Annotated in this window: 27 protein-coding genes and 1 riboswitch; of the genes, 14 read left to right on the forward strand and 13 right to left on the reverse strand. The window is 36.5% G+C overall.

Annotated elements, in window-relative coordinates:
- Nucleotides 1–167: 167 nt before the first annotated feature.
- The gene (locus ACQKMI_RS09805) at nucleotides 168–1,514 is read left to right on the forward strand and encodes a sodium-dependent transporter (protein WP_427488356.1); all 1,347 of its coding nucleotides are present in this window, start codon (nucleotides 168–170) and stop codon (nucleotides 1,512–1,514) included.
- 417 nt (nucleotides 1,515–1,931) lie between these two features.
- Here the strand turns inward: ACQKMI_RS09805 and ACQKMI_RS09810 are convergent, their stop codons facing one another.
- From ACQKMI_RS09810 to ACQKMI_RS09825, 4 genes are all read right to left on the reverse strand, one after another.
- Nucleotides 1,932–2,282 carry a 3-deoxy-8-phosphooctulonate synthase gene (locus tag ACQKMI_RS09810; protein ID WP_427488358.1) on the reverse strand — a complete coding sequence of 117 codons (351 nt, stop codon included), beginning with the start codon at nucleotides 2,280–2,282 and terminating at the stop codon, nucleotides 1,932–1,934.
- A gap of 166 nt (nucleotides 2,283–2,448) precedes the next feature.
- Nucleotides 2,449–2,874, reverse strand: a complete 426-nt coding sequence (locus tag ACQKMI_RS09815; protein ID WP_427488360.1) for a DUF4279 domain-containing protein — start codon at nucleotides 2,872–2,874, stop codon at nucleotides 2,449–2,451.
- Nucleotides 2,875–3,093: 219 nt separating this feature from the next.
- Nucleotides 3,094–3,423, reverse strand: a complete 330-nt coding sequence (locus ACQKMI_RS09820; protein WP_427488362.1) for a hypothetical protein — start codon at nucleotides 3,421–3,423, stop codon at nucleotides 3,094–3,096.
- A gap of 370 nt (nucleotides 3,424–3,793) precedes the next feature.
- The gene (locus tag ACQKMI_RS09825; RefSeq protein WP_427488364.1) at nucleotides 3,794–4,183 is read right to left on the reverse strand and encodes a topoisomerase; all 390 of its coding nucleotides are present in this window, start codon (nucleotides 4,181–4,183) and stop codon (nucleotides 3,794–3,796) included.
- A gap of 414 nt (nucleotides 4,184–4,597) precedes the next feature.
- Here ACQKMI_RS09825 and glnA point away from each other — a divergent pair, with 414 nt between their 5' ends.
- The gene (glnA, locus tag ACQKMI_RS09830; protein ID WP_427488366.1) at nucleotides 4,598–5,932 is read left to right on the forward strand and encodes a type I glutamate--ammonia ligase; all 1,335 of its coding nucleotides are present in this window, start codon (nucleotides 4,598–4,600) and stop codon (nucleotides 5,930–5,932) included.
- Between the two features lie 47 nt (nucleotides 5,933–5,979).
- Here the strand turns inward: glnA and ACQKMI_RS09835 are convergent, their stop codons facing one another.
- Complete coding sequence (locus tag ACQKMI_RS09835; RefSeq protein WP_427488367.1) at nucleotides 5,980–6,798, reverse strand: MBL fold metallo-hydrolase; 819 nt, start codon at nucleotides 6,796–6,798, stop codon at nucleotides 5,980–5,982.
- A 347-nt stretch (nucleotides 6,799–7,145) separates the two neighbouring features.
- On the opposite strand from ACQKMI_RS09835, the gene ACQKMI_RS09840 reads away from it, so the two are divergent.
- Entirely contained in the window at nucleotides 7,146–7,322 is a 177-nt protein-coding gene (locus ACQKMI_RS09840) for a sporulation protein Cse60 (protein ID WP_268635783.1), read from the forward strand.
- Between the two features lie 22 nt (nucleotides 7,323–7,344).
- Nucleotides 7,345–7,554: a hypothetical protein gene (locus ACQKMI_RS09845; RefSeq protein WP_427488369.1), complete on the forward strand. Its 210-nt coding sequence runs from the start codon at nucleotides 7,345–7,347 to the stop codon at nucleotides 7,552–7,554.
- Nucleotides 7,555–7,694: 140 nt separating this feature from the next.
- Here ACQKMI_RS09845 and ACQKMI_RS09850 read toward each other — a convergent pair whose 3' ends face one another.
- Entirely contained in the window at nucleotides 7,695–8,024 is a 330-nt protein-coding gene (locus tag ACQKMI_RS09850) for an NUDIX hydrolase (RefSeq protein WP_427488439.1), read from the reverse strand.
- Between the two features lie 626 nt (nucleotides 8,025–8,650).
- Between ACQKMI_RS09850 and ACQKMI_RS09855 the strand changes: the two genes are divergently transcribed.
- Entirely contained in the window at nucleotides 8,651–9,514 is an 864-nt protein-coding gene (locus ACQKMI_RS09855) for an AraC family transcriptional regulator (RefSeq protein ID WP_427488371.1), read from the forward strand.
- A 64-nt stretch (nucleotides 9,515–9,578) separates the two neighbouring features.
- Here ACQKMI_RS09855 and ACQKMI_RS09860 read toward each other — a convergent pair whose 3' ends face one another.
- Complete coding sequence (locus ACQKMI_RS09860) at nucleotides 9,579–10,103, reverse strand: GNAT family N-acetyltransferase (protein WP_427488373.1); 525 nt, start codon at nucleotides 10,101–10,103, stop codon at nucleotides 9,579–9,581.
- A 357-nt stretch (nucleotides 10,104–10,460) separates the two neighbouring features.
- Between ACQKMI_RS09860 and ACQKMI_RS09865 the strand changes: the two genes are divergently transcribed.
- A complete protein-coding gene (locus ACQKMI_RS09865; RefSeq protein ID WP_427488375.1) occupies nucleotides 10,461–11,252 on the forward strand; it encodes a GNAT family N-acetyltransferase in 792 nt (263 codons plus the stop codon).
- A gap of 28 nt (nucleotides 11,253–11,280) precedes the next feature.
- Here ACQKMI_RS09865 and ACQKMI_RS09870 read toward each other — a convergent pair whose 3' ends face one another.
- The gene (locus ACQKMI_RS09870; protein WP_427488379.1) at nucleotides 11,281–11,544 is read right to left on the reverse strand and encodes a Parvovirus coat protein VP1-like protein; all 264 of its coding nucleotides are present in this window, start codon (nucleotides 11,542–11,544) and stop codon (nucleotides 11,281–11,283) included.
- A gap of 222 nt (nucleotides 11,545–11,766) precedes the next feature.
- Between ACQKMI_RS09870 and ACQKMI_RS09875 the strand changes: the two genes are divergently transcribed.
- Together ACQKMI_RS09875 and ACQKMI_RS09880 are read left to right on the forward strand one after the other, a co-directional pair.
- Nucleotides 11,767–12,813 (forward strand): DUF418 domain-containing protein, encoded by a 1,047-nt coding sequence (locus ACQKMI_RS09875; protein WP_427488381.1) that lies wholly within the window; start codon nucleotides 11,767–11,769, stop codon nucleotides 12,811–12,813.
- Nucleotides 12,785–13,057 (forward strand): glutathionylspermidine synthase family protein, encoded by a 273-nt coding sequence (locus ACQKMI_RS09880; RefSeq protein ID WP_427488383.1) that lies wholly within the window; start codon nucleotides 12,785–12,787, stop codon nucleotides 13,055–13,057. Before ACQKMI_RS09875 ends, ACQKMI_RS09880 begins: the two co-directional genes overlap by 29 nt.
- 112 nt (nucleotides 13,058–13,169) lie before the next feature.
- On the opposite strand, the gene ACQKMI_RS09885 is transcribed toward ACQKMI_RS09880, so the two are convergent.
- Nucleotides 13,170–13,643, reverse strand: coding sequence for a YbaK/EbsC family protein (locus tag ACQKMI_RS09885; RefSeq protein ID WP_427488385.1), 474 nt, complete (start codon nucleotides 13,641–13,643; stop codon nucleotides 13,170–13,172).
- A 404-nt stretch (nucleotides 13,644–14,047) separates the two neighbouring features.
- Nucleotides 14,048–14,145: riboswitch (guanidine-I (ykkC/yxkD leader) on the forward strand.
- A gap of 232 nt (nucleotides 14,146–14,377) precedes the next feature.
- Here ACQKMI_RS09885 and ACQKMI_RS09890 point away from each other — a divergent pair.
- Both ACQKMI_RS09890 and ACQKMI_RS09895 read left to right on the forward strand, forming a co-directional pair.
- Nucleotides 14,378–14,719, forward strand: a complete 342-nt coding sequence (locus ACQKMI_RS09890; RefSeq protein WP_427488387.1) for a DMT family transporter — start codon at nucleotides 14,378–14,380, stop codon at nucleotides 14,717–14,719.
- A complete protein-coding gene (locus ACQKMI_RS09895) occupies nucleotides 14,719–15,033 on the forward strand; it encodes a DMT family transporter (protein ID WP_427488389.1) in 315 nt (104 codons plus the stop codon). Before ACQKMI_RS09890 ends, ACQKMI_RS09895 begins: the two co-directional genes overlap by 1 nt.
- A gap of 298 nt (nucleotides 15,034–15,331) precedes the next feature.
- Here ACQKMI_RS09895 and ACQKMI_RS09900 read toward each other — a convergent pair whose 3' ends face one another.
- The 4 genes from ACQKMI_RS09900 to ACQKMI_RS09915 all read right to left on the reverse strand — a co-directional run bounded on the left by ACQKMI_RS09900 (nucleotide 15,332) and on the right by ACQKMI_RS09915 (nucleotide 19,241).
- A complete protein-coding gene (locus ACQKMI_RS09900; protein WP_323650426.1) occupies nucleotides 15,332–16,207 on the reverse strand; it encodes a glycine betaine ABC transporter substrate-binding protein in 876 nt (291 codons plus the stop codon).
- A 68-nt stretch (nucleotides 16,208–16,275) separates the two neighbouring features.
- Nucleotides 16,276–17,130, reverse strand: a complete 855-nt coding sequence (locus ACQKMI_RS09905) for an ABC transporter permease (RefSeq protein WP_427488391.1) — start codon at nucleotides 17,128–17,130, stop codon at nucleotides 16,276–16,278.
- Nucleotides 17,123–18,322, reverse strand: a complete 1,200-nt coding sequence (locus ACQKMI_RS09910; protein WP_427488393.1) for a quaternary amine ABC transporter ATP-binding protein — start codon at nucleotides 18,320–18,322, stop codon at nucleotides 17,123–17,125. Before ACQKMI_RS09910 ends, ACQKMI_RS09905 begins: the two co-directional genes overlap by 8 nt.
- Nucleotides 18,323–18,605: 283 nt before the next feature.
- A complete protein-coding gene (locus ACQKMI_RS09915) occupies nucleotides 18,606–19,241 on the reverse strand; it encodes a TrkA C-terminal domain-containing protein (protein ID WP_323650430.1) in 636 nt (211 codons plus the stop codon).
- A 270-nt stretch (nucleotides 19,242–19,511) separates the two neighbouring features.
- Between ACQKMI_RS09915 and ACQKMI_RS09920 the strand changes: the two genes are divergently transcribed.
- Genes ACQKMI_RS09920 through ACQKMI_RS09935 form a run of 4 tightly spaced genes read left to right on the forward strand, consistent with a single transcriptional unit; the run spans nucleotide 19,512 to nucleotide 23,030 of the window.
- Nucleotides 19,512–20,243, forward strand: coding sequence for a GTP cyclohydrolase II (locus tag ACQKMI_RS09920; protein ID WP_323650431.1), 732 nt, complete (start codon nucleotides 19,512–19,514; stop codon nucleotides 20,241–20,243).
- Nucleotides 20,244–20,258: 15 nt separating this feature from the next.
- Nucleotides 20,259–21,368 (forward strand): bifunctional diaminohydroxyphosphoribosylaminopyrimidine deaminase/5-amino-6-(5-phosphoribosylamino)uracil reductase RibD, encoded by a 1,110-nt coding sequence (gene ribD, locus ACQKMI_RS09925; RefSeq protein ID WP_427488396.1) that lies wholly within the window; start codon nucleotides 20,259–20,261, stop codon nucleotides 21,366–21,368.
- Nucleotides 21,365–22,450, forward strand: coding sequence for an FAD-dependent monooxygenase (locus tag ACQKMI_RS09930; protein ID WP_427488398.1), 1,086 nt, complete (start codon nucleotides 21,365–21,367; stop codon nucleotides 22,448–22,450). Before ribD ends, ACQKMI_RS09930 begins: the two co-directional genes overlap by 4 nt.
- A 16-nt stretch (nucleotides 22,451–22,466) precedes the next feature.
- Nucleotides 22,467–23,030: a 5' nucleotidase, NT5C type gene (locus ACQKMI_RS09935; RefSeq protein WP_427488411.1), complete on the forward strand. Its 564-nt coding sequence runs from the start codon at nucleotides 22,467–22,469 to the stop codon at nucleotides 23,028–23,030.
- Nucleotides 23,031–23,183 lie beyond the last annotated feature (153 nt).

The raw sequence follows: 23,183 nt of genomic DNA on the forward strand, positions 1-23,183 counted from the left end.
TGAAACCTCGAGCTGTTAAAAGCTCGAGGTTTTTTATATAAGATGCATTGAATGATGGGAAAATTGGATATTATTGTGCAAAAGTAACAGCTAGAATTAATCTAGTCTAGTTTATTATTTTCATGTAGAATAAGGAAGAGTTTAGAATGTTAGAGGAGTTTGAAGAGATGAGCGAAAAAAAGAGTCAGTGGTCTAGTAAACTAGGCTTTGTTTTAGCATCGGCAGGAGCTGCAATCGGGCTAGGGGCAATATGGAAGCTGCCATATGTTACTGGACAAAGTGGTGGGGGAGCGTTCTTCCTAATTTTTGTTCTATTTACATTGTTGATTGGTTTACCGATGTTATTATCAGAATATATTTTAGGTCGTGGTACTCAGTCCGAGGCTGTGACTGCATATAAAAAAATTGCACCGACGAAAACAGGCTGGGCTTGGGTTGGTCGTATGGGTGTGCTCGGCTGTTTTTTATTATTAACTTTTTACAGTGTTGTGGGAGGTTGGATTTTTATATATAGTGGCCTTGGTGTGACTGGGGCTGTTATTGATCCTGCCAATGACCCTAGTGAACTATTTGGTAAAATTGTAGGGACACCTTGGATTACATTACTAGGTTTAGGATTGTTTACGCTAGTAAATGTTCTAGTCATTTCACTTGGCGTGCAAAATGGTATTGAGAAGGCCAATAAGTGGATGATGCCTCTATTATTTATTATGTTTATTGTGCTTGTTGTGCGGGCTTTAACATTAGATGGAGCAATGGAGGGGGTTAAATTCTTCTTGTTTCCTGACTTTTCCAATATAACTGGTAAGGCTATATTAGAAGCGTTAGGGCAGTCCTTCTTTGGCTTAGCGGTAGGGTTTTCTTGTCTTGTGACGTACAGCTCATATTTAAAGAAGGATGTAAGCTTACCGAATTCTGCGGGCTCTGTTGTTCTTCTCACTGTGCTTGTATCGTTTTTAGCAGGATTAGCTATTTTCCCTGTTGTATTTGCTTTTGATTTGGAACCAGCATCTGGACCAGGCTTATTATTTATGGTTCTGCCAACAGCGTTTAGTCAAATGCCATTTGGTGAAATATTCTTGGCGATGTTTTTATTATTATTTTTATTCGCAACGCTAACTTCTTCCTTCAGTTTATATGAAATTATCGTAGCGGCATTTATTGAGAAAGGGCGTATGTCTCGTTCTGCATTGACAATGCTACTAGGCGTAGTAGTCTTTATTGCGGCTATTCCTGCAGCTCTTTCATCAAGTACATTAGCGGACGTATCAATCTTTGGAAAAACAATTTTTGATGCAACTGACTTTTTAGTGTCTAACTTAATGCTTCCCTTGGGTAATTTATTGATTGCTATCTTTATTGCGTATGTAGTTGATAAAGAATTTGTGAAGAAGGAATTGTTAATAGGAAGTAACATGGGGCAGGGGTTCTATTCAACGTATCGTCTTTTGATGTTAATAGTAGTACCCACGGTAATTATCGTTGTGTTTGTAAATATGCTATTGCAATACTAAAGGTAGTAGGTTGCGTTCCATTTAAGGAATGCAACCTACTTTTTTTATGGGGCAACAGGTAAACGTTTGATGCTGTCAGGTGTAGCTATAGAATAAAGATTGATTAAAAAATTCCCATCAACCTTTATTTATCAGCGAATGCAAAAGCTCCATTTTGAAAAAAGATTGCTCAACATGTAGTTAATCTTTCTAACTAAGTATGGGATTTTTATAAAAAAGTTTGATCAATTAAATGAGCCTTCTTCAACTAAAGCACCCCGTTAGTTGAACTAGAAAATCGTTAAATTGCCCAACAGTATTTTTTCCATAACTCACCTCATAGATTTTAATATTGGCTGTGTAAATTTTAATGTTGATTTTTGATTATATTAAAAGGAAACACCTATACAGGGTTCCCTTTATTTTAGAACTTACTATTTATTTTCTAAATTGAGCATCATAGTACGCCTCTTTTAACAATGGTATTACTGTTCCAAAATTGAATATTAAATCATCCATTGTTTTTATTGGTTTAACAAAGCCTACATTGTAAACTCCCCATCTATCTTCTTCTGGTTCAAAAATAACTGATACAGAGGGCTCATTATTTAACTCCCATACAATTCCTGCTCTACTCCCATCAGGAGCTTGAACAAACCCGTCCCCTGATATGCAACCATCGGCTTCCTCAGTGTCAAAATAAAAATGGTCAGTAATATCACCATAAATAAAACCATCAGCTTCCGTTTCTGGAATAACTGAAAAACCTCTGTAAACAAGTGGCTCCATATATTTATCACTCCTATGAATAATTACATAAACAATACTAACAAAAAGCATATAATCAATTCATTGGATAAAAATGGTTTTAATTAAAGACATACTTTACAGAAGAAGGAAAACCAAAGTTCTTATTCAACTAATCTGCCCCGTTAGTTCAATAAAGTTAATACTCTTATCCGCCAAAATCATCATAAGGATTAGCATACAAATCTACATCAAATTCAGCTTCAATACTTGAAGCAAATTTTATGATGTCTTTATCCAGATATAAAGCAGGGGTATTTCCCTTTTCTATTTTAATTACAATAAAGAATTTACACTCCAAGGAATAAGCCTCTTTTATTTCGTTAATTATTGATGACTTATTTTGTAGCATACCTATAATTTGTTTTAGTTGGTCATTTACATCAAGTGAAAATTGGTAGCCTGTTCCTAAATCCCAACTTGTCTCTTTTCTAATAATAGTCGAACGGTTTGGAATTAAATCGCCTTTTTTATAGGTGTCGGTTGGTGTAACTTCTAACTTTTCTGTTACATCATCTATTGGAAAGTCATCTCCAAACAAACTGAAATAAATCTTTACTTGTGTCTTATTCAAGTGTAATTTCGCCTCCCATTAAGCCTCTTTTTAATAATTATAATATCCTTCCTTCTTCAACTAACCTGCTTCGTTAGTTCAATAAAGAAAAAAGAGCTGCATATGCAACTCAATGATCTTAAGTAAAGCCCCTCTATAGTTAAATAAGAGGTTTTACGATTTTAACAATTTGTTTGAACGCCAATAATCAAAATCTTTTCGACTTGCTTTTAGAATTCATCAGTTTATGTATCTATTTGTTGCTTCTTTTTGTAAAATCAGAACATCTATTAGTGACCAAGTGAAGAATAGTAATGGTAAACCAGTAATGAATAAAAACCCTAAAATAAATCCAAAATTCGAATCTGGGCTATCTGTTGCCATAACGCCGATAAAAAACCCTAATGGACAAGTCGCACAAAAAATCAAGAAATTGGTTACACAAGTAAATTTATAATGCTTTAAAGAAGATTCTTTAGGTTCTTTTTTTCTGAAAAAGAGAAAAAAGATAATTTGATAAAGATAAAAAATTGGTATACATATTTCTGCAAACGTTACGACCATTGACATTTAATTCACCTCTTTTTCAAAAAAAATAATAATGCACGAAGTCAAGTGTGTGTAGGCTAACTTAAATAATGAATTCGCATTTTGTATAGTTTTTAATATAACACTTCATTTTTATCCTTCCTAAATAAAATATTTAAACAGAATCTCTTTGTTATGGAAATTCTCACATAGAATGTTTGATCTATAAAATCTTAACAATATATTGCCTTATTTCATATATGTAACTTTTTCCACTAAACTGCCCCGTTAGTATAATAAGAAAAAAGAGCTGTCTAAAACAGCTCTTTGATCTTCGAGGAAAGCACCCGTTACTTTAAGTACATTTTTTCACAATCTTAAAGGTTGTTTGTATCCTTTAAGAACTTCTCCGTTAGTATTTCTCAATTTTTATTGTTATATTTTCTTCACTAATTGTTACGTTTTCTGTTTCGGAAATTTTCTTTATAGAATCTTCAACTATTTGTTTAATCAACGTATCATCAACTTTCACATTCTTCGGGAAACCTACTGATACATCAATAATTCCTTTAACAGGATTACCACCTATCATTATTGCTATTGACTCACTATCAAATTCCGTTTGTTCTGTAATAGATTCTATTATTTCATTATGTAATTCTGATAATAAATTTGATTCTGACTCTGGAAATAAATTTGCATCATTCGGAGCATCTATTACTTTCACTTCGGGCTCTCCATTACACCCAACTAACAAAATTGAACTAAATACAATTCCTGAAATTATAGCTTTTTTAAACACTTCTACTTCCCCTTTCAAAAAAATGCAGATTCAGCAACAATTCGCCATTCGTAAGTTTGGCGTAAAAAAATAACAAATGTCCGAAATAATACTTCTTCTTATTCGACTATACTGTCCTGTTAGCTTAAGTAAAATTTTTTACAAGCTAAACTTCGAAAAATACTGAAAAGGTGATCTTTATCAACCTTTATTATAAATAATCAACCTTTTTTACAAAGCAATATCAGGGTGAGTCTAAAGACTTTATGCAGAAAGATAGGATAACTCTATTTATCTGATAAAAAGATGAGTATATTCGATAAAATGTATGTAAGAAAACCTTACATAGATATTGTGTTTTTCATCCTTGTGATGTATTTTAAAAGCAGTTGTAAAAGAATTGTGTAAACTAAAATTACATTGGAGTGGTGGGAAATGAAACATTATACAAAAGAAGATATTAAATGTCGTGTTAAGGAAGAAAATGTGAAATTCATTCGCCTACAATTTACTGATATATTAGGAACAATAAAAAACGTTGAAGTACCAGTTAGTCAATTAGACAAAGCGTTGGACAATAAAATTATGTTTGATGGCTCATCGATTGAAGGATTTGTACGCATTGAAGAATCAGATATGTACTTGTGTCCTGACCGTGATACATTCGTCATTTTCCCATGGACTGCGGAGAAAGGCAAAGTGGCCCGTTTTATTTGTGATATTGTTAGACCAGATAGTACACCGTTTGAAGGCGACCCCCGTTCCAATCTGAAGAGGGTTTTAGAGGAGATGGAGGAGTTAGGTTTTAGCTCATTTAATTTAGGGCCAGAGCCAGAGTTTTTCTTATTTAAGCTAGATGAAAAAGGGCATCCAACGCTCGAGTTAAATGATAGTGGTGGATACTTCGACTTAGCCCCAACTGACTTAGGGGAGAACTGTCGACGTGATATTGTATTAGAGCTAGAAGAAATGGGCTTTGAAATTGAGGCATCTCATCATGAGGTTGCACCTGGTCAACATGAAATCGACTTTAAATATGCCAATGCTATCGAAGCATGTGATAATATTCAAACGTTTAAGCTTGTTGTAAAAACGATAGCTGCACAGCATGGACTGCACGCAACGTTTATGCCAAAGCCGCTATTTGGTGTTAACGGTTCTGGAATGCACTTCAACTTATCGTTATTTGAAGGGGATAAAAATGCATTTTATGATGAAAATGCAGAATTGCAATTAAGCGAAACGGCGCGTAGCTTTATGGCAGGAATACTAGAACATGTACATGGTTTTACAGCTGTCACAAACCCACTTGTTAATTCCTATAAACGATTAGTGCCGGGCTATGAGGCTCCTTGCTATGTAGCATGGTCTGCACAAAACCGTTCACCACTTATTCGAATTCCAGCTGCGCGAGGATTATCAACACGTATCGAGCTTCGTTCTGTCGATCCGGCAGCAAATCCTTATTTAGCAATGGCTGTTATTTTAGCAGCTGGGCTCGATGGAATTCGCAAAAATCTCACACCACCGGATGCCGTAAATCGAAATATTTATAAAATGTCACGAGCTGAACGTGAATTGGATGGTATCGATAGTCTCCCGTCGTCATTGGAATACGCACTCCTTGAACTCGAAATGGATCATATCATACGTGAAGCACTTGGAGACCATATCTTTGAAAAATTCACTGCTGCTAAAGAAATAGAATGGAATAAATACCGCACACGTGTCCATAACTGGGAGCGGGAAGAATATTTAAGAATGTATTAGACGAGGAGTGTTGGAGCTTTGGGGCTCCGACACTTCTTTTTTTGATCCTAAAGCTCAATAACTTGTCCTGTTTTAAAGGATTGTAATTTTTCTTTTAAAACGGTTTTGAGAATATTAAATCCTTTTGTTCCAGTACAATGGCAAGAATAAATACAGTCAATCTCCATTTCGTTTAATGTATTACCAATTGAGATTACTTCTTCTCTTGACTTTCCTAAAGTGTTAACTATGGGGAGATCAATTAAATGGAATCCCCCAATAATAGCGTTGATATTCTTATTTGGAAATTTTTTAGTTATCGTTTTAGTTATGTTTACAATTCCATGATGACTACAACCGCTAAATAATACTAACTCGTTTTCGTTTTCAATCACTAACACGATTTCGTGATTAAAATCATCTAATTCCTTCTTATCCCCTTTATAAAGATTGTTCGTATATTCATTTGTGGGCTCTAAATGAATAATATGAATTCCCTTTGTAAGTTCTATATCATCGTAAATAAACTTCAAACGATGATCGAAATTTTTTATTGTATCCTTTGCACCTACATTATGATAATAAGGTCCAATTTTTAACCAATGTGATTCTAATGCATTCGAAGACAAATAAATGGGAGCATGTTTATTTACTTCATCCAAATAACTTAATCCTCCAATATGATCAGAATGCCCGTGTGAAATAATTACTGCATTCGCTTTGTTTAAATCGATACCTAATGCTTGTGCATTTTTTATATAAGAGTGATCGGGACCTAAGTCAAAAATAATGTTCAGTTGTTCGGTCTCTATATACAATGATAAACCATGCTTTGCTGTTAATTTTTTATCGAACTTCGTATTTTCGAGGATAACAGTAATTTTCAAAAAAAAACCTACTTTCTAATGAAGATTAATCATGAATGCTAGACATATTAATTTAGTATATTGTTGTAACTCTTTAATTTAATGTTTGTATTCTAAATAGGGAATATCCCAAACTCTTACATTCTATTTTACCATATAAATGGTTATTTGCTTTTCTTATCAATGGGAAAAGGGAGGGAATATAGCCTTGTGAATTATTATCTCTAGGGTTATTTGATTTCTTATTAACTAGAGAAAGAGATGAACTACTTTAATTTAAAGGGGACTAAGGTGTTTTACAACGAAAACATTTTGTTGTGACAATTACTTCCTTTTGACCTATGATTAGAAGAAACGGGGGAAAATGTATGACGCAAGCTACTCAAGTTGTAACGATCCAAAACAATGATATTGTGCAATTTGAACATGATATTAATAACGCATTACTGGATTTGAGCGATTATTTAATAGTGGATATTAAATATAATACGTTATATATAGGGGAGCATACAGTTATACATTCAGCTTTAATTATTTATAAATAATTGATTAAAAGGGGGACACACCTTGTCAAAAATATATTGGGTAACCATTGCTAAAAGAACAGATGAATTTGAAGTGAAGCAGAATGTCATTGAAAAAATATTTGCTAAGAAATCTGAGCTAAAGGATTTTCTAGAAAAAGAAGGCTATTGTAAGGAAGCGAAAAATCAATATATTAAAATCGATGATGGATCGATATACGAAGCGGTCGTTGAAAAAGTAAAAATTAAATAATCGATATAAGTAAGTGGTTACCCGTGGGTGAAAGGGAAATACCCTTGAGAGGTAATGCCAAACACTAAGTATACTTTTCTAATCTTTGTTGTCCATAGGTATCTCCCTGCTACTATTGATCATAATGCATGACGATTCAATTATTGAAATAATGATAAAAGAAATTGCCTATCTTCAGGGAAGGATAATGTTAAATCGAGTAATTCATCTTTTGATTTCCATGCAATTTCATAAATTAATTCATCGGGATCATGTATCATCATTTGTCCACCAGTAATGATCGTCTCAAAATATCGAACTTCCACTGCATCATTATTTTTATGTAACACTTCTCGGATGATGTCTACTACATATCCTGTTTCTTCATACAGTTCACGAATACAACACCTCTCAAAACTTTCAGCAGTTTCTTTTCCTCCCGATGGTACTGCCCATGTTTTTACTTCTTCTTTAGTCCCCTGTAAAACCATCAATATTTGATTGTCCTCATTGAAGCATATTCCTGCAGCCCCTTGCCATTTAACCAATATCAAAACCTCCAATCCGATTCCACCTTTTACTTCTATTTTTATCAAATGATACCGATTTTGTAAATTAAATGGCTCATCATAACGTGGGGTTGATTTCCGTTCCGACTGGGCGCTTTGTAGCTGCCGCTTTGCTTTCGCTACAGAAAACATTTGTTGCTGTCGCTACGTTAGCACTACGCTTTCGCACAGAGCAAAGCTTCCTGGGGGCGTCGGGGCAACAGGATGTTGGTCACGAAGGCGTTATCACAGGACGTGATGCTTTTAGCCTTCGTTCCCCTCCCGCTTCGCTGCAGGGTCTCGGGCCAACACGATGTTGGTCACGAAGGCGTTATCACAGGATGTGATGGTTTTAGCCTTCGTTCCTCTATCGCTGATCCCCGAGGAGTCGCCCAGTCTACACTCCAATAAACCTATTTGCATGGCATACGTATTAACAAATGTCATCCCTGACTTTGGGAGATGAGCCAATAAAAATAAAGCTTTCATTTTTACCAGTCCAAAGTTAGCATAAAAAGACAGGAATAACTAATTCTGATGTTTTAAGCTATAAGCAAGGAGTGAGAGCAATGAGTTGGATTGAGTCGATTCAAAAAGCAATTAATTACATCGAGGAACATTTATTAGATGACATCACAATGGAGCAAATCGCACGAGAGGTAAATTCTTCGGTCTTTCATTTTCAACGGACATTCTCGATTTTAACGGATATGTCTATTGCAGATTATATAAGACGGAGAAGGTTAACATTAGCTGCACAGGAATTAATAAATACAGAGCAAAAAGTAATCGATCTCGCCTACAAATATGGCTACGACTCTCCTGAAGCTTTCACAAAGGCATTTCGTAAGCAGCATCACATAACGCCTAGTGAAGCAAGAAAGAAGCAAGGACAACTACAATCATACAATCGCCTGGTTATCCAGGTAAGCCTGAAGGGAGCAGAACCAATGAAGTATAAAATCGTAGAAAAAGAAAAGTTTCAAGTGGTAGGGGTAAAAAGAACGTATAATCATCAAAATGGTGAGAATACGATAGAAATCCCTAAATTTTGGGATGAAATTAACGGTGAAGGGATGGATCAACAATTATTTTCATTAAATAATGGAGATATTAAAGGGGTACTTGGTGTCTGTGTACCAAATGCTAGTGAACAAAAAAATGGTTTTATGGATTATTGGATTGCAACGGATCATATCGGGAATGTCCCAGAAAATCTGATGGCTATGGAAGTACCAGCATCAAAATGGGTTGTGTTTGAAGTACATGGTCCTATGCCGGATGCTATGCAAAAAACGTGGAAACAAATTTACTCTGAATGGTTCCCATCTAATCCGTATGAGCCTACTGGCACAGCTGAGCTGGAAGTGTACTCGGACGAAGATCCATTTAGTCCTGACCTTTATTCAGAAATTTGGATTCCGATTAAGTAACAGAAATGCAAGCAGCCAAGAATGTTCATAGATAACATTCTTGGCTTTTATTTTTTACATTTATCTATTTACAGAAAGAATAAACATTTACGTCATAAAAAGATTCTTTTGATTCATCATATTCTTGAAATGTTCCTTCAAAAGTAAAATTCAATTTCTCTACTACTTTTATAGAATTACTATTACCAGGCTCTACTTTTGCTTCAATTCTATTTATGTTTAAAGTGGTGAAAGCAAATTCAATCAGGGCCGAAATGCTTTCTGGTGCATAGCCCTTTCCCCAATAAGCTTTAGCAAGGTCATAGCCTATTTCTGCAGTAGCTCTTTCTACGTCAAATGAATTGAATCCACAAGAGCCGATAATCTCATTTGATTCCTTCTCAATAATGGTTAAGCGAATAGCTTTATGCTCCTCAGCCAATTGATCAAAAAGCTCAATCATTTCCTTCGTCTGTTCTTCGTGAGTAAAATTGGTGATATTCATAAATTTTGTAACTTCTGGGTCTGACCAAATTTTAAATAAACTATGTGTATCCGCCATCTTCATTTTTCGTAAATATAATCTTTTTGTGTGAATTTGTTCTATCAATACTTTTACCTCCAATTGTTTAACTTCTTTCAGCAGAAGTCTCCCACCTCTATAGGTGTGAGATGTATGCGGATTAAAGCTACTTTTCAGAGGGTGTCCAAACACCCGCTGAAATAGAGGAACTCAGTCTAAGATCGCCACGTCCTGTGGCAACGACTGAGTGACCAACATCATGTTGGCCCAAAGCCTCCGGACGCAATTATGCCGAGGCATAATTGATTTAAGATTGGATGAAAAATATTGCTATCTGCGCATAATTCAGTCCCTTCAAATTTCGTGTATTTATTATACAATAAAACTAGTAATTGCTAAAATGTTATGCTTTATGAAGAGATACAAAAGAATAGGGGAATGATAATGTTCAAGGTAACGACCGAGAATTATTCGATTATCAAAGAAACAATAGAAAGGGCACCAACATTTGTCTACAGTATTCTAGGTCAAGTAATAGAAGGTGCTGTCTATGCCGACGATGAAAGCTTTCACTCACTACTATTTCAAACCAAATCAGGAATATACTATGTATATGGTGATTCATCCAGCGAGCAAGTTATAAGTAAACTCGCGGCTTTACTACAAGAATCTATTGAGGAAAGTAAACGTTTCACATTATTCTCTTATTCAGATGAATGGAGCGTTAAAATTGAGCAACGATTAAACGATTATGTGAATAAATTAGAAAGATACACTTTTAGCTTTGATAGAAGTACTTATAACAATAGAGAGAAACGCGAGTCGCTAGACTACGAATGCATTAAAATCAAGCAACAACAAATTGATCATTGTTTAGAATTTGACGATCAATATTATGAGGAATACTGGGGTTCTACTAGTAATTTCCTTGAAAATGGTTTTGGTTTCTGCTTGCAGCATGGAGGCAAGACTATTAGTGAAGCCGTCTCTATTTTTATATCACATGAATTTGCAGAGATTGATATAATAACTGATTCGAATTATAGAGGAAAAGGATTAGCGAGCTTCATTGCAGAAAAATTTGTTGATTATTGCCTTCTAAATGATTTACAGCCTTGTTGGGATTGTGATATTCATAACAATGGATCGTATCATTTAGGCGTTAAGTTAGGCTTTACTAATCCAGTAAAATATACAGTTTTTTATAAAAGCACAATAGATAAGCTCACGGTGTAGAAATGACATCGTGAGCTTTCTATATGGCTTAAAAGAACCGATTGCGCATATCGAAGATATTGTAAAATAATCTAGCATCTCTAGCCATTTTATTATTAGCATTCATTTGAGGTCGTAAGCAATTTTGGAACATTTCATCGCAATATCTAGTTCTACCATATCGATCATAACATTCGTCGTGTAATTTGCAGCATGAATCTACGGCATTGATAGGTCTACCTGGTCCTGAGCATCCTGGTCCGCAGTATTTATAACCAGGGTAGCAAAAACCAAATCTGCGTTGTCTGTACATCGTCTATTCTCCTTTTTAAAAAGAAATAATTGTTACTATAAAATATGAAATTTTTGCTTTTAGAAGGGGATTAAAAACTAATGTAAGTGAAAAAAGACATTAACTTATGAGAAAAATCTATAAATGTAAGGTTCCTGTAAGCTTTTAAAAAAACTACTGTAAGGATGGAAAGCTATGATAGTCATAACGCAGTAAAGTTTGAAAGATAAGGAGTTTTAAAAAATGAATTCATCCGTACCTCAAAAAGAAAGAATCGTTTCCTTAGACATTATTCGTGGGCTGGCGTTATTTGGCATTTTGTTTATAAATGTGGCAGCCTACCAGGTAATAGTGGAGGGAGGACCGATGCCTGACTATAGTGGAGTTAATGGCATTATTAATACGCTCATAGATATTTTTATTGAGAAGAAATTCTTTTCGATTTTTTCATTCCTATTTGGTGTAGGTTTTTATATTTTTGCTTCACGTGCTGAAGCGCGTGGGGATAAGCCAAGATGGCGTTTTGCAAGACGCTTACTAGCTTTATTATTAATTGGCATTGTTCATATATTTGTTTTCTGGGGATCAATCCTAGCTATTTATGCAGTAATAGGTTTTTTACTAATACCTTTTTATCATGCAAAGATTTCAACGATTAGTAAATGGCTATTTGCGATTATTACTGTTCATATCCTGTGCATTCTTGGACAAATATTGATGCCAAATCAAGAAGCCTTTTCTACTGTTTTTGGTTTATTAGGAAATGATGCAATTACTATTTTCATCATGTTTTTAACTGGTTTTTTAGTTGCAAAAGCTGATTGGATTAGTCATGTAAGTGAATATTCTAAACAAATAAAGTGGATACAATTTGTGACCTTGCCATTCTTTGTAGGTATTTCGTTTTGGATTTGGTTTGCCTCTAAAGGAGATGATCAAAATCTACAATTAATTATTGGTTTAGGTGTAATTCCGACAACGTATTTTTACTTAGCTTGTCTATTTGTTTTGTTAGAGAATAAGAAAATTGCAAAGCTGCTTAAGCCAATTGGACGAGTTGGGCAAATGGCATTTACAAACTATTTAGCTCAAAGCTTTATTGGCTTAGCTATTATTTCTTCAATGGGGCTTGAAGTTGTTTCTCCTTCTGATGTAGTAATCATTGCAACCCTCACTTTTGTCATTCAAATTATCTTTAGTGTCATCTGGTTCAAATTCTTTAAAATGGGACCATTTGAAAAGGTATGGCGCTTTATGACATATGGAAGAAAAGCAGTGCCGAATAAATAAGGATGGTACGAAAACGAATGCCTCTGCGTACACCCATTATGATGATAATTTGTTTATTTATCAGCAATATGTAGAAATGCCCTCTATACCGATAAAGCTAAAGGAAGGTTTACAAACAAAGAAATGGTTAATCGGCTCATTTATCGCTGATAATCGTGCGTGTGGTTTATCTTGTAGAGTAGGCAATCAAATTACAGAATGGGATTCTCACTGTTTAGCCGTTGGATATAGGGAAGAAAGCTAAAGCAATTCCGCCTGAGCGTAATCATAGCTGAAGATTCGTTAGCAACAATAACCATTACTAAAGATAAAAATCGGCGAGACTTTCTATCAAGTTTCGCCGATTTTTTGCCCTGTTACTCGTTCCAGCCTTTGCATACATCAATCCATTCCTGATATGGTGTATAGGTTTCTAGTTCAGAAATAGTAAGCTCAATGGCGGAGTTACTGCTACCACATGCAGGGAATACTGTTGTGAAGCGTTTGAGTGATTCATCTAAATAAATAGCAACGCCCTCATTCACGCTAAAAGGACAAACACCACCTACATCGTGCCCGATCTTTTCGAGTACTTCATCTTTTCCAAGCATCTTGGCCTTTGTACCAAAGACAGTTTTATATTTTGCATTGTCGACTTTGGCATCGCCTGCTGCGACAATTAATATCGCTCCATCGTTTACGAGAAATGATAAGGATTTCGCAATGCGTTCAGGCTCGCACCCGAGTGCCTGTGCTGCTAGTTCCACGGTCGCCGAGCTTTCGTTGAGCTCCTGTATTTTGTGTTCCGCATTCCATTGCGCTAAATGCTTACGTACTTTATCAATTGCCATATGTAATACCTCCTTACAATACTATGTTTTATTTTAACATAATTTTCTGAATACATTATTGTTTATCTTCTGAGAATAATCTATTATAAATATACTGGTGTAAAATCCCACTTTTGGAGGTCGAGCCGAATGATTATGAAGGTGTTACAGTCACTGTTTATACTCATAGGGTTACTATTTTTCACAGGGGTAGTTGGGCTGTCTTTAATTTTAAGTGGAGGGCTACATTTTAAGGGATTATTATTAACCGTTCCAATATGTTTATTCATACTATTTGTTTGTTTGATTTTTAATTGGTTGACAATGGATTCTATCAGATGAGGGGCAAGCGCTAGTTGAAAAAGTTGGTTACGTACGACTAGAAAATGACTGAATAATTTGCTATACTAATAGCATAAACAAATAGGATAGTTTTCTAGGGTTCCGTAGCAAATGCTAGTCTGGTCCGAGAGAAAACCACAAAATTGATTTTGTGACACGGAAGGATAAAAGCCTGGGAGATACTGTTTACGCAGTGTTTCTTAGGCTTTTTTTATTTGGCTACTGAGGGAAGGGAGTTTCATAGTTCAGGGGTAGACAGAGTGAAGTGCTCGGGTAGGTCAGAGAACTGATTGGGTTTGCCGAAGAAGTGATCAGGTATGCAGCGATAGTGATCGGGTAGCTCAGAGAAGTGATCAGGTAGGTCAGAAAACCGCTCAATATCCGTGTTTAACAATAAAATGGAGGAATTCGCAATGAACAAACAATGGGTAAGTGTCGTAATTGCTGCTTTTTTTGAAGTTGGTTGGGTTATAGGTTTAAAGCATGCAGGAAGTGTAGTTGAATGGCTTGGTACTGCTATTGCAATTTTTATTAGCTTTTATTTACTAATTAAGGCTGGAGAAAGCTTACCGGTCGGCACTGTTTATGCAGTGTTCGTAGGCTTGGGGACAGCGGGTACAGTGTGTGCGGATAGCTTACTGTTCGGAGAGCCATGGAAATTAGCTAAAATTTTATGTATCGTCGTTTTACTTGCAGGGGTCGTCGGATTAAAGCTTGTGACCGGGGAGCCTAAAGAGAAAGAGGTGAATGAATAATGGCATGGGTTGCATTAGTAGTTGCGGGGCTATGTGAGATGATGGGTGTTTATATGATTAGTAAATATAATGATACTAAAAGTATTAAAAATTTGATGTTATTGATTTTCGTATTTACCTTGAGCTTTGCTGGTCTTGCATATGCCATGGAAACATTGCCAATGGGGACAGCATATGCCATTTGGACAGGAATTGGAGCGGCAGGTGGTGCATTACTCGGTATGGTGTTTTTCAATGAATCCAAGGATTGGAGACGTATTGTTTGCATTACTCTTGTTTTAGGTGCAGCGATATCTTTGAAATTATTATCTTAGTTAATACTATTAATAGTCACCCCGCAGCGGTCTAATCGCTGCGGGTGTTTTTTTATCCTACTCAACGGCAAAAATTCGCTGTTGCTTTAAAAAAAGCTGTTTAATATATTCAAATATTTGATTTTTTTGTGGTGTTTAGGAGATATAAAAATTTACTCAGTAGACGTTAAATATTCGTATTCTGTTCATTACGGGGAAAGGTTTTTATAGAGTAGCCTTAATGTTCTTCAAATAAGATGAGAAAAACCAATAAAAAAGACAGACAACTTTTTGTCAGTTGTCCGTCCATTTTTATAAATTATTTTTTTACATCCTTCGTCCATTCAGCAACTTTGTCTGCATTGGCTTCAACCCAATCTTTAGCAGCTTGTTTTGGGTCTTTGCCATCCATAATTTCTAGCATAACGCTCTCTAAGTCTTCTGAAGTCCAATGGAAGTTATCTAGTACAGAATATACATCTGGTTTATCTTCTTTTAACCCTTTACGAGCGAATGTGTTAATTGTTTCTTCTCCACCAAAAATTCCTTTTGGATCTTCTAAATATTTAAGGTCATATTTAGCGAATTTCCAGTGAGGAGACCAGCCAGTCACGACGATGTCTTCTTTATTTTTAATTGCTTTAGCAAGAGAAGTTGTCATAGCACCAGATGAAGATGTTATTAGATTCCAATCTGCTAAGTTATCATATTCGTCTAAAGCTTTTTCTGTAGCAGCTGTAATCCCAGCACCAGGCTCGATACCCGTAATTGTGTGATCTGCTTGATTTTTTAAATCCTCGATCGAATTAACGTCCATATAGCTTGGTACTACTAGACCTATTTTGGCACCAGCAAGGTTTTCGCCTAGCTCATCAAGATCATCCTTATATTTTTCGTACTGTTGGCTATGTGTATTTGGTAACCAAGCAGCAACCATTCCATCTGCTTCACCTTTTGAAACAGCTTCCCACATAATTGCATTATCGAGTGGTGTTAATGTTACATTGTAACCTAAATCCTCTAGCACCTGCCCAACTACATTAGTGGAAGCAATTTCTGTATCCCATTCAACGTAGGCTAAATCGACGTCCTTTGAGTTACCATCGCTCTTACTTGAATCATCCCCACTACATGCAGCTAGCAAAAAGCCAAGCCCTAAAGCCATTCCTAATTTAGTTAATGTTTTCAGTTTCATCGAATCTTCCCTTCATATATTAATAGTTTTGTATCAAACTACAAATCGTTGCTAATTTCCGTGTTTTTCTATACGGCTTTCTTCTTATTAAAGCTTTGCGTTAAGCGGTCTATAACAATGGCGAAAATAACAAGACCTAAACCTGCAACAAAGCCATTTCCGACTTGTGTACGTTGTAGTGCAGTTAATACTTCGCGACCTAGACCAGGTGCACCAATCATTGAAGCAGTTACAACCATTGAAAGTGATAGCATAACAGTTTGGTTGATCCCGGCCATTATAGTTGATTTGGCAAGAGGGATTTCCACTTTAAATAGTTTTTGTCTTGAGGTACTACCATATGAATCCGCAGCTTCTACCAATTCTTTTGGTACTTGGCGAATTCCTAGGTTCGTCATACGTACAGTAGGTGGTAAGGCAAAAATAACGGATGCAAATACGCCAGGGACTATCCCGATACCAAAGAAGGCAACGGCAGGAATCAAGTACACGAAGCCAGGCATTGTTTGCATGAAATCGAGTATCGGTTTAATCACATTTTCAGCTACTGTTGACTTGGACATTAGAATGCCAAGTGGAATACCTAAAATGATTGAGATGATACTTGAGAAGAGCACGAGCGTAGTTGTTTCCATAAGATGTGTCCATAAGCCTTGATTATAGATAAATAACAAACCAAGTAATGAAAACGTTGCAAGTCCGAATTTTTTGCCAGTAACGAAAAAGGCAAAAATGACAATAAGTAAAATAAGAATAATCGGAGGAATGCTAACTAATAAATCAGTGACCTGATTCATGAGTAGTTTTCCATTTTTTTGAATCAAGTCAAAAAACACTGAAAAATTACTCGTCAACCAGTCCATAGCTGATTCTACCCACGGTCCCACTGGTATAGCTGGTATATTGTCTAAAAAATTACTCATCTGCAACTACCTCCTCATCGCTAGTTGAAAGTGCTTCGATGACAACGCCCCGGATGAGAACACCAAGTAAGCGCTCATCTTTTACAACTGCAATAGGAGTAGGAGAATTATGAATCATACCTAAAATATCCTGTAAAAGCATATCTGGTGGAACGGTCGATATTTCAGATTGAACGATTGAATGTACCGTTTGTTCTTGTCTTTTAGCTGCAGCTCGTGCGTCGTCAGCAGTAATATAGCCTTTTAAATGTCGGTTTTTGTCAACAGCCATTAGTAAACTAACCGTTTCTTCTCGCATTCGTTTAAGTGCTACGGTTGGTCCATCTACATCTACATTGACATATACAGGTCGAACCATGGCATTTTCAGCTGTTAATACTTTAGAGCGATCGACGTCTTCTACGAAGGTTTTAACATAATCATTTGCAGGATTTGTTAAAATTTCTTCTCCAGTACCAATTTGAATGATTGAGCCATCTTTCATAATAGCGATACGGTCACCAATACGTAATGCTTCATTCAAATCGTGCGTGATAAATAAAATTGTTCTTTTCATTGTGCTTTGTAAATCGAGTAGCTCATCTTGCATTTCTTTCCGAATTAATGGATCGAGTGCAGAAAAAGCCTCATCCATTAGTAATATTTCAGGGTCGTTTGCAAGTGCACGTGCTAATCCAACACGCTGTTGCATACCACCTGATAATTGACTTGGATACTGGTCCTTATAAGCAAGTAAGCCAGCATTTTCGAGAGCCTGCTCTGCTTTGGCTTGTCGTTCTTCTTTAGAGATGCCTCTAATTTCAAGGCCATATTCAGTATTTTGAAGAAGTGTACGATGGGGGAATAAACCGAAGTTTTGAAAGACCATACTCATTTTATTTCTTCTTACATTACGTAAACTCTCTTTGCCCATTTTAGAAATATTTTCTCCGTCGATATAAATATTTCCGCTTGTAGGCTCGATAAGTCGGTTTAAAAGTCTGATAAGCGTTGACTTTCCACTTCCTGACAATCCCATGATGACGAAGATTTCACCTTCATTTACAGTAAAGCTTGCATCGTATACACCAACTGTTGCACCTGTTTCTTTTAAGATATCAGTCTTGCTTTTTTGTTGCTTGACGAGTTCTAATGCTTGGGGAATATGTTTCCCGAAAACTTTAGAAACATGTTCCACTTTTAATTTTTCCAATAGAACCACTCCTTTCGTAGATCAATTTCGCCTTGGCGTAAATGGTATTGCTTCACTTACGCACAGATAAAATGCCACTGTCCTTGACATTTTTAGGCTTAGTTCTTCTATTTCAGTAGGCGTTTGGACACACACTGAATGAAGATAAATACTATTTGAGGATATTGATACCCAAATATAAACAAGTAACAACTTAACCCTAACAAAGAGTTGTTACTTCTGTCAAATCGACAAATAACAAAAAATCCGCTTAAACGCTGTTATATCAGCGCTTAAGCGGATTTTAATTTGGATATAAAAAGCTCTGAACTCGAGCGAAACTTTCATCATTACCTATAAAGTAAAGGATATCTCCTTCTTCCAATGACACATATGGACCAGGTGATAATAATAATTCATTTTTACGACGAATTCCGACAATCGTGCTAGATGTATTTTGCCAAAAATTCAATTCCTGTACTGTTTGTTGGATACAAGGGCTTTCAGCTGTCATCTCTAATTGATATGGGATAAATGGATTGACGGATCGGAAATGTTCAGTTCGACTAATAAGTTGTTTAGTCTTTTCCTGTAGATTTATTAATTCTTGGTGCTGCTTCTGAATGCTAGTCATAAGCTCGTGTTGTAGTTCATGGACAGATTGAACATCCTGGAATTGTCGGACAAAATATGCAGCCTTTTCATATGAGATGATAATAACCCCACTACCTTTAGTTGCTTCCACAATTTCCAAGTCTTGCAAAACGGCAATCGCTCTTCTTGCAGTTTCCGAAGAGACATTGTATTGGCTAGCTAGAGAAGATCTTGCGTATATTTTATCGCCAATTCTATATTTTCTTTCCACGATTTTTGAGGCTAGGTCGACAGCTATTTGTTGATATTTTGGCTGCTTCACCTGAACATTTTTTTCAAATTGCATTCTTAACTTCCTTTCATCATTACGGTTACCACAGCTTATTATAGACTAGCCTGCACAGAAAAAATAGCACCTCCATAAGCTATTAGTATATGATTACAACGTAATGTAGCAGTTTTTGTTTCTAATTAATTATTTTTAATAGAATAAGAGCTGTAGTTTGACAGTTATTAGTTATTATTATAAACTAGGTTACGTTATGTAAGTGATGTGAAAATACAAGTGCTCAGTTAGTAGAAGCTAGCTGTTAAACAATAGAAGGTTGGAGAAAATATGACAATTACTACTAAAGTTTTGGATATAGTGAAAGACAAAATGACGATCGTGAAGCAATCTGAATCTGAAAGCATTTGCCTAGTTGGTCCAGTAAAATTACCGGTAACACAGGGTGAATTTTCTGCGACATTTCAGTGGTATAACTGGTTAAAAGTAGGGGCAAATCAATCTAAAGAAGAAATTATTGATGGATTAGCATCTGCAAATTTAGCTTTTTTACAACAGTCATCAGTGCTTGTTTATGGAGATTTTGCACATGCAGAGAATGCTTTAATTCGTATGCATAGCATTTGTCATACAGGTGATATTTTTGGAAGCCAGCGCTGTGATTGTGGTTATCAATTACATGAATCGATGAAAATGATTGTGGAGCATGGCTGCGGTGCTATTTTCTATCTAGCAGATCATGAAGGTCGTGGAATCGGGCTATTCTCGAAATCGCTTGCTTATTTATTACAGGAAGAGGGGTTAGATACGGTTGAAGCAAACCATGCACTTGGCTTCTCAGACGATACCCGTTCTTATGAAGATGCCATGGCTGTGTTAGCTGCACTGCGTTCAAAACCAGTTACACTGATTACGAATAATCCGAAGAAGCTTGCCGCATTACAGGCGCATGGTTTAGCAGCAGAAGGACATGTCCCATTATGGGGAGGATTAACGGAGACAAATCGTTTTTATTTAGACACGAAAGTAGAGAAATCTGGACATTTGCGCGAAGAGAAGTGAGTGGAGGAAACGACGATGACAACAGATGAAAAATATATGCAGCTAGCACTTGATTTAGCAGCTAGTGCAAAAGGAAATACGAATCCCAATCCACTAGTAGGGGCTGTAATCGTAAAAGACGGTGTAATTGTTGGAACGGGTTTACACAGAAAAGCAGGTGAACCACATGCAGAGGTGCATGCATTCCGTATGGCTGGAGAACATGCGAAAGGTGCTACACTTTATGTAACCCTTGAGCCATGTTCGCATTATGGAAAAACACCTCCTTGTGCAAATTTAGTGAAGGAATCTGCAGTTAGTCGTGTTGTTGTAGCGATGCAAGATCCCAATCCTGCTGTTGCTGGACGTGGTATTCAGTTGTTACGAGATGCGGGTATTGAGGTAGAGGTGGGTGTTTTAGAAGCACAAGCTCGCCGTATAAATGAACGATTTATTCACAATATGCTAACAAAACGACCATTTATTATTTCAAAATATGCGATGACTTTAGATGGGAAAATAGCTGCCCATACGGGACACTCCAAGTGGGTAACTGGTGAGGCAGCACGTGAGGATGTTCACCGAATTCGTCATGAAGTGGATGGTATTTTAGTTGGGGTTGGGACTGTTTTAGCTGACAATCCATCCTTAACGACAAGATTAAAAGAAGATTACGGAAAAAATCCAGTACGCATTATTATGGATAGCTCACTTCGTACACCGGCACATGCCAATGTCCTAAATGTAGAAGAAGCGAAAACAATTATTGTATGTAGTGAGAATGCCAATCCAGAAAAAATAACGGCATTTGAGGAAAAAGGCGTAACTGTATTGCCAGTTCGACATGCATCTGAGGGGCTTGTTGTTGATGATATGCTTGAAAAACTATATCAATATGGCATTACGGATATTTTAGTAGAGGGTGGAAGTACGATCAACTCTTCATTTTTACAGCAAGGTGCTATTAACAAATATGTAATTTACATAGCGCCAAAGATTCTCGGCGGTCGTTTATCTTTAACACCGATTGCTGGTCACAATCCATCTTCTATGGATGAAGCTTGGGATGTAGAATTTGCTTCGTTTGAGCAGGTTGGGCAAGATTTACGAATCATTGCTTACCCAAAGATAGGTGAAGAAAAGTGAATTATCAAGCAGATGTTTGTATTGTAGGGGCTGGGCCAGGTGGAACACTTCTTTCGCACTTACTAGCGAAAAAAGGTCTCTCCGTAATACTGCTGGAACAAAACGCAGCACTAGGGCAGGCATTTCGCGGTGAGCATTTAAATGAAGAGGGCGAAACTGTTTTAAAAAATCATCAACTTTTTGATGCAGTCGAGGAACTCGGCATACTACGTATGAGAAAGCTTGAATATTACACAGAAGGTAGAGCATTTAAAACTATTGTTCCTGATGAAGCTGTAGGCCATTTAGGAATTCATGTGCCGCAAGCAAATCTATTAAAGGGAATTTTACAAGAAACACAGCATTTTCCGCACTTTTCATGTCTCCTGAATACGAAGGTAACGAAGCTCATAGTTGATTCTTTGGGTAGATATACGGGGGTCATTGCATCAAAAGATGGGGAAACAATTGAAATTAGTAGTCAGTTAATTATCGGTGCTGATGGTCGTTACTCTACGATTCGTAAGCAAGCGCATATAGAGATTCAAAAGCATAAGCATGGTTTTGATTTATTGTGGGCAAAAATTCCTGCACCCCGAGGATGGGAGCCATCGATTAAAATGGCATTAATAGAGGATAAACAGCTATCGTTGTTTACGCAGGTAGGTGGGTTCATTCAAATCGGCTGGAATATTGAACAAGGAAGTTTTCCTCAGCTTAGAAAAAATGCATTTACACCATTTATCCAACAGCTTTCAGAGCAATTTCCGGAACTATCCGATACTGTTAAGGAACATATACGATCTTGGCAAGACTTTGTATTGCTCGACGTATTCAGTAGTCATTGTAACTGCTGGGGGACAAAGGGGCTTGTGTTATTAGGGGATGCTGTTCACACGATGACTCCAACTGGAGCATTTGGGCTCAATAGTGCACTTAAGGATGCAGATTGTCTTGCTGCACTTTTAAATAAAGATACGCTTGCTCATTTTAACGTACAAGATTTTCAACAAATGCGCGAGCAGGCCATTGAGGAAGTATTAGCGACGCAAATTGAAAAAGAACAAACATTTGCGACTAACTTCATCAACAAGGCTTCTTGAAGGGAAGAAAAACAACATGAAATTTGGCTTTGATATAGATGATACACTTATTGATTTACGAGCACATGCCTTTGCGCTCTATAATAAAAAACTTGGTAAAAATGTTGCACTAGAGGCACTTCAAGCTTTGCAAAGAGTTGAAATTCATGAACCTTTTGGATTAACAGATGCTGAAGGGTCAGCAATGTGGAATAGTTCATTAGAGGAAATTTATTTTACGGATTGTCCTTCTTTTGAGGGAGCACTCGAGACACTTCAAGCTTTGGCACAGCAAGGACATGAGATTTATTATATTACTTCACGTCCAAAACAGTATTGTGAGCAATCACAAGCTTGGATGAAAGCACAAGGTTTTCCAATCACAGCAGGTCATTTTTTCTGCGGAATGCAGGACACGGAGAAAGTGGCGATCATTAAAGAGCTAGCTTTAGATGTTTATGTGGATGATAAACCAGCTGTATTAGAAACACTACAAGATGTGAAGACAAAAGTAATTTTAAAAAATCAATCCTATAATCAGCATGTTGAACTGCCACGTTTAAATCATTGGCAAGATTTTTTTAGGTTAGTAAAGAATTAACTTATCACCATAACGTGAGGTTGATTTCCGTTCCGACTGGGCGCTTTGTTGTTGCTGTCGCTTCGCTTTCGCACAGAGCAAAGCTTCCTGGGGGCGTCGGGGCAACAGGATGTTGGTCACGAAGGCATTATCACAGGACGTGATGCTTTTAGC

This window comes from Lysinibacillus sp. NPDC097214 (assembly GCF_050277945.1).
In the GTDB taxonomy this organism is placed as follows: domain Bacteria; phylum Bacillota; class Bacilli; order Bacillales_A; family Planococcaceae; genus Lysinibacillus; species Lysinibacillus xylanilyticus_B.

Excerpts from the sequence above, each read along its gene's own strand:
- ACQKMI_RS09805 (WP_427488356.1), top strand. The coding sequence starts at position 168 with ATGAGCGAAAAAAAGAGTCAGTGGTCTAGTAAACTAGGCTTTGTTTTA.
- ACQKMI_RS09810 (WP_427488358.1), bottom strand. The coding sequence starts at position 2,282 with ATGGAGCCACTTGTTTACAGAGGTTTTTCAGTTATTCCAGAAACGGAA.
- ACQKMI_RS09820 (WP_427488362.1), bottom strand. The coding sequence starts at position 3,423 with ATGTCAATGGTCGTAACGTTTGCAGAAATATGTATACCAATTTTTTAT.
- glnA (WP_427488366.1), top strand. The coding sequence starts at position 4,598 with ATGAAACATTATACAAAAGAAGATATTAAATGTCGTGTTAAGGAAGAA.
- ACQKMI_RS09840 (WP_268635783.1), top strand. The coding sequence starts at position 7,146 with ATGACGCAAGCTACTCAAGTTGTAACGATCCAAAACAATGATATTGTG.
- ACQKMI_RS09850 (WP_427488439.1), bottom strand. The coding sequence starts at position 8,024 with ATGGTTTTACAGGGGACTAAAGAAGAAGTAAAAACATGGGCAGTACCA.
- ACQKMI_RS09855 (WP_427488371.1), top strand. The coding sequence starts at position 8,651 with ATGAGTTGGATTGAGTCGATTCAAAAAGCAATTAATTACATCGAGGAA.
- ACQKMI_RS09865 (WP_427488375.1), top strand. The coding sequence starts at position 10,461 with ATGTTCAAGGTAACGACCGAGAATTATTCGATTATCAAAGAAACAATA.
- ACQKMI_RS09870 (WP_427488379.1), bottom strand. The coding sequence starts at position 11,544 with ATGTACAGACAACGCAGATTTGGTTTTTGCTACCCTGGTTATAAATAC.
- ACQKMI_RS09875 (WP_427488381.1), top strand. The coding sequence starts at position 11,767 with ATGAATTCATCCGTACCTCAAAAAGAAAGAATCGTTTCCTTAGACATT.
- ACQKMI_RS09880 (WP_427488383.1), top strand. The coding sequence starts at position 12,785 with ATGGAAGAAAAGCAGTGCCGAATAAATAAGGATGGTACGAAAACGAAT.
- ACQKMI_RS09885 (WP_427488385.1), bottom strand. The coding sequence starts at position 13,643 with ATGGCAATTGATAAAGTACGTAAGCATTTAGCGCAATGGAATGCGGAA.
- ACQKMI_RS09890 (WP_427488387.1), top strand. The coding sequence starts at position 14,378 with ATGAACAAACAATGGGTAAGTGTCGTAATTGCTGCTTTTTTTGAAGTT.
- ACQKMI_RS09895 (WP_427488389.1), top strand. The coding sequence starts at position 14,719 with ATGGCATGGGTTGCATTAGTAGTTGCGGGGCTATGTGAGATGATGGGT.
- ACQKMI_RS09900 (WP_323650426.1), bottom strand. The coding sequence starts at position 16,207 with ATGAAACTGAAAACATTAACTAAATTAGGAATGGCTTTAGGGCTTGGC.
- ACQKMI_RS09905 (WP_427488391.1), bottom strand. The coding sequence starts at position 17,130 with ATGAGTAATTTTTTAGACAATATACCAGCTATACCAGTGGGACCGTGG.
- ACQKMI_RS09915 (WP_323650430.1), bottom strand. The coding sequence starts at position 19,241 with ATGCAATTTGAAAAAAATGTTCAGGTGAAGCAGCCAAAATATCAACAA.
- ACQKMI_RS09920 (WP_323650431.1), top strand. The coding sequence starts at position 19,512 with ATGACAATTACTACTAAAGTTTTGGATATAGTGAAAGACAAAATGACG.
- ribD (WP_427488396.1), top strand. The coding sequence starts at position 20,259 with ATGACAACAGATGAAAAATATATGCAGCTAGCACTTGATTTAGCAGCT.
- ACQKMI_RS09935 (WP_427488411.1), top strand. The coding sequence starts at position 22,467 with ATGAAATTTGGCTTTGATATAGATGATACACTTATTGATTTACGAGCA.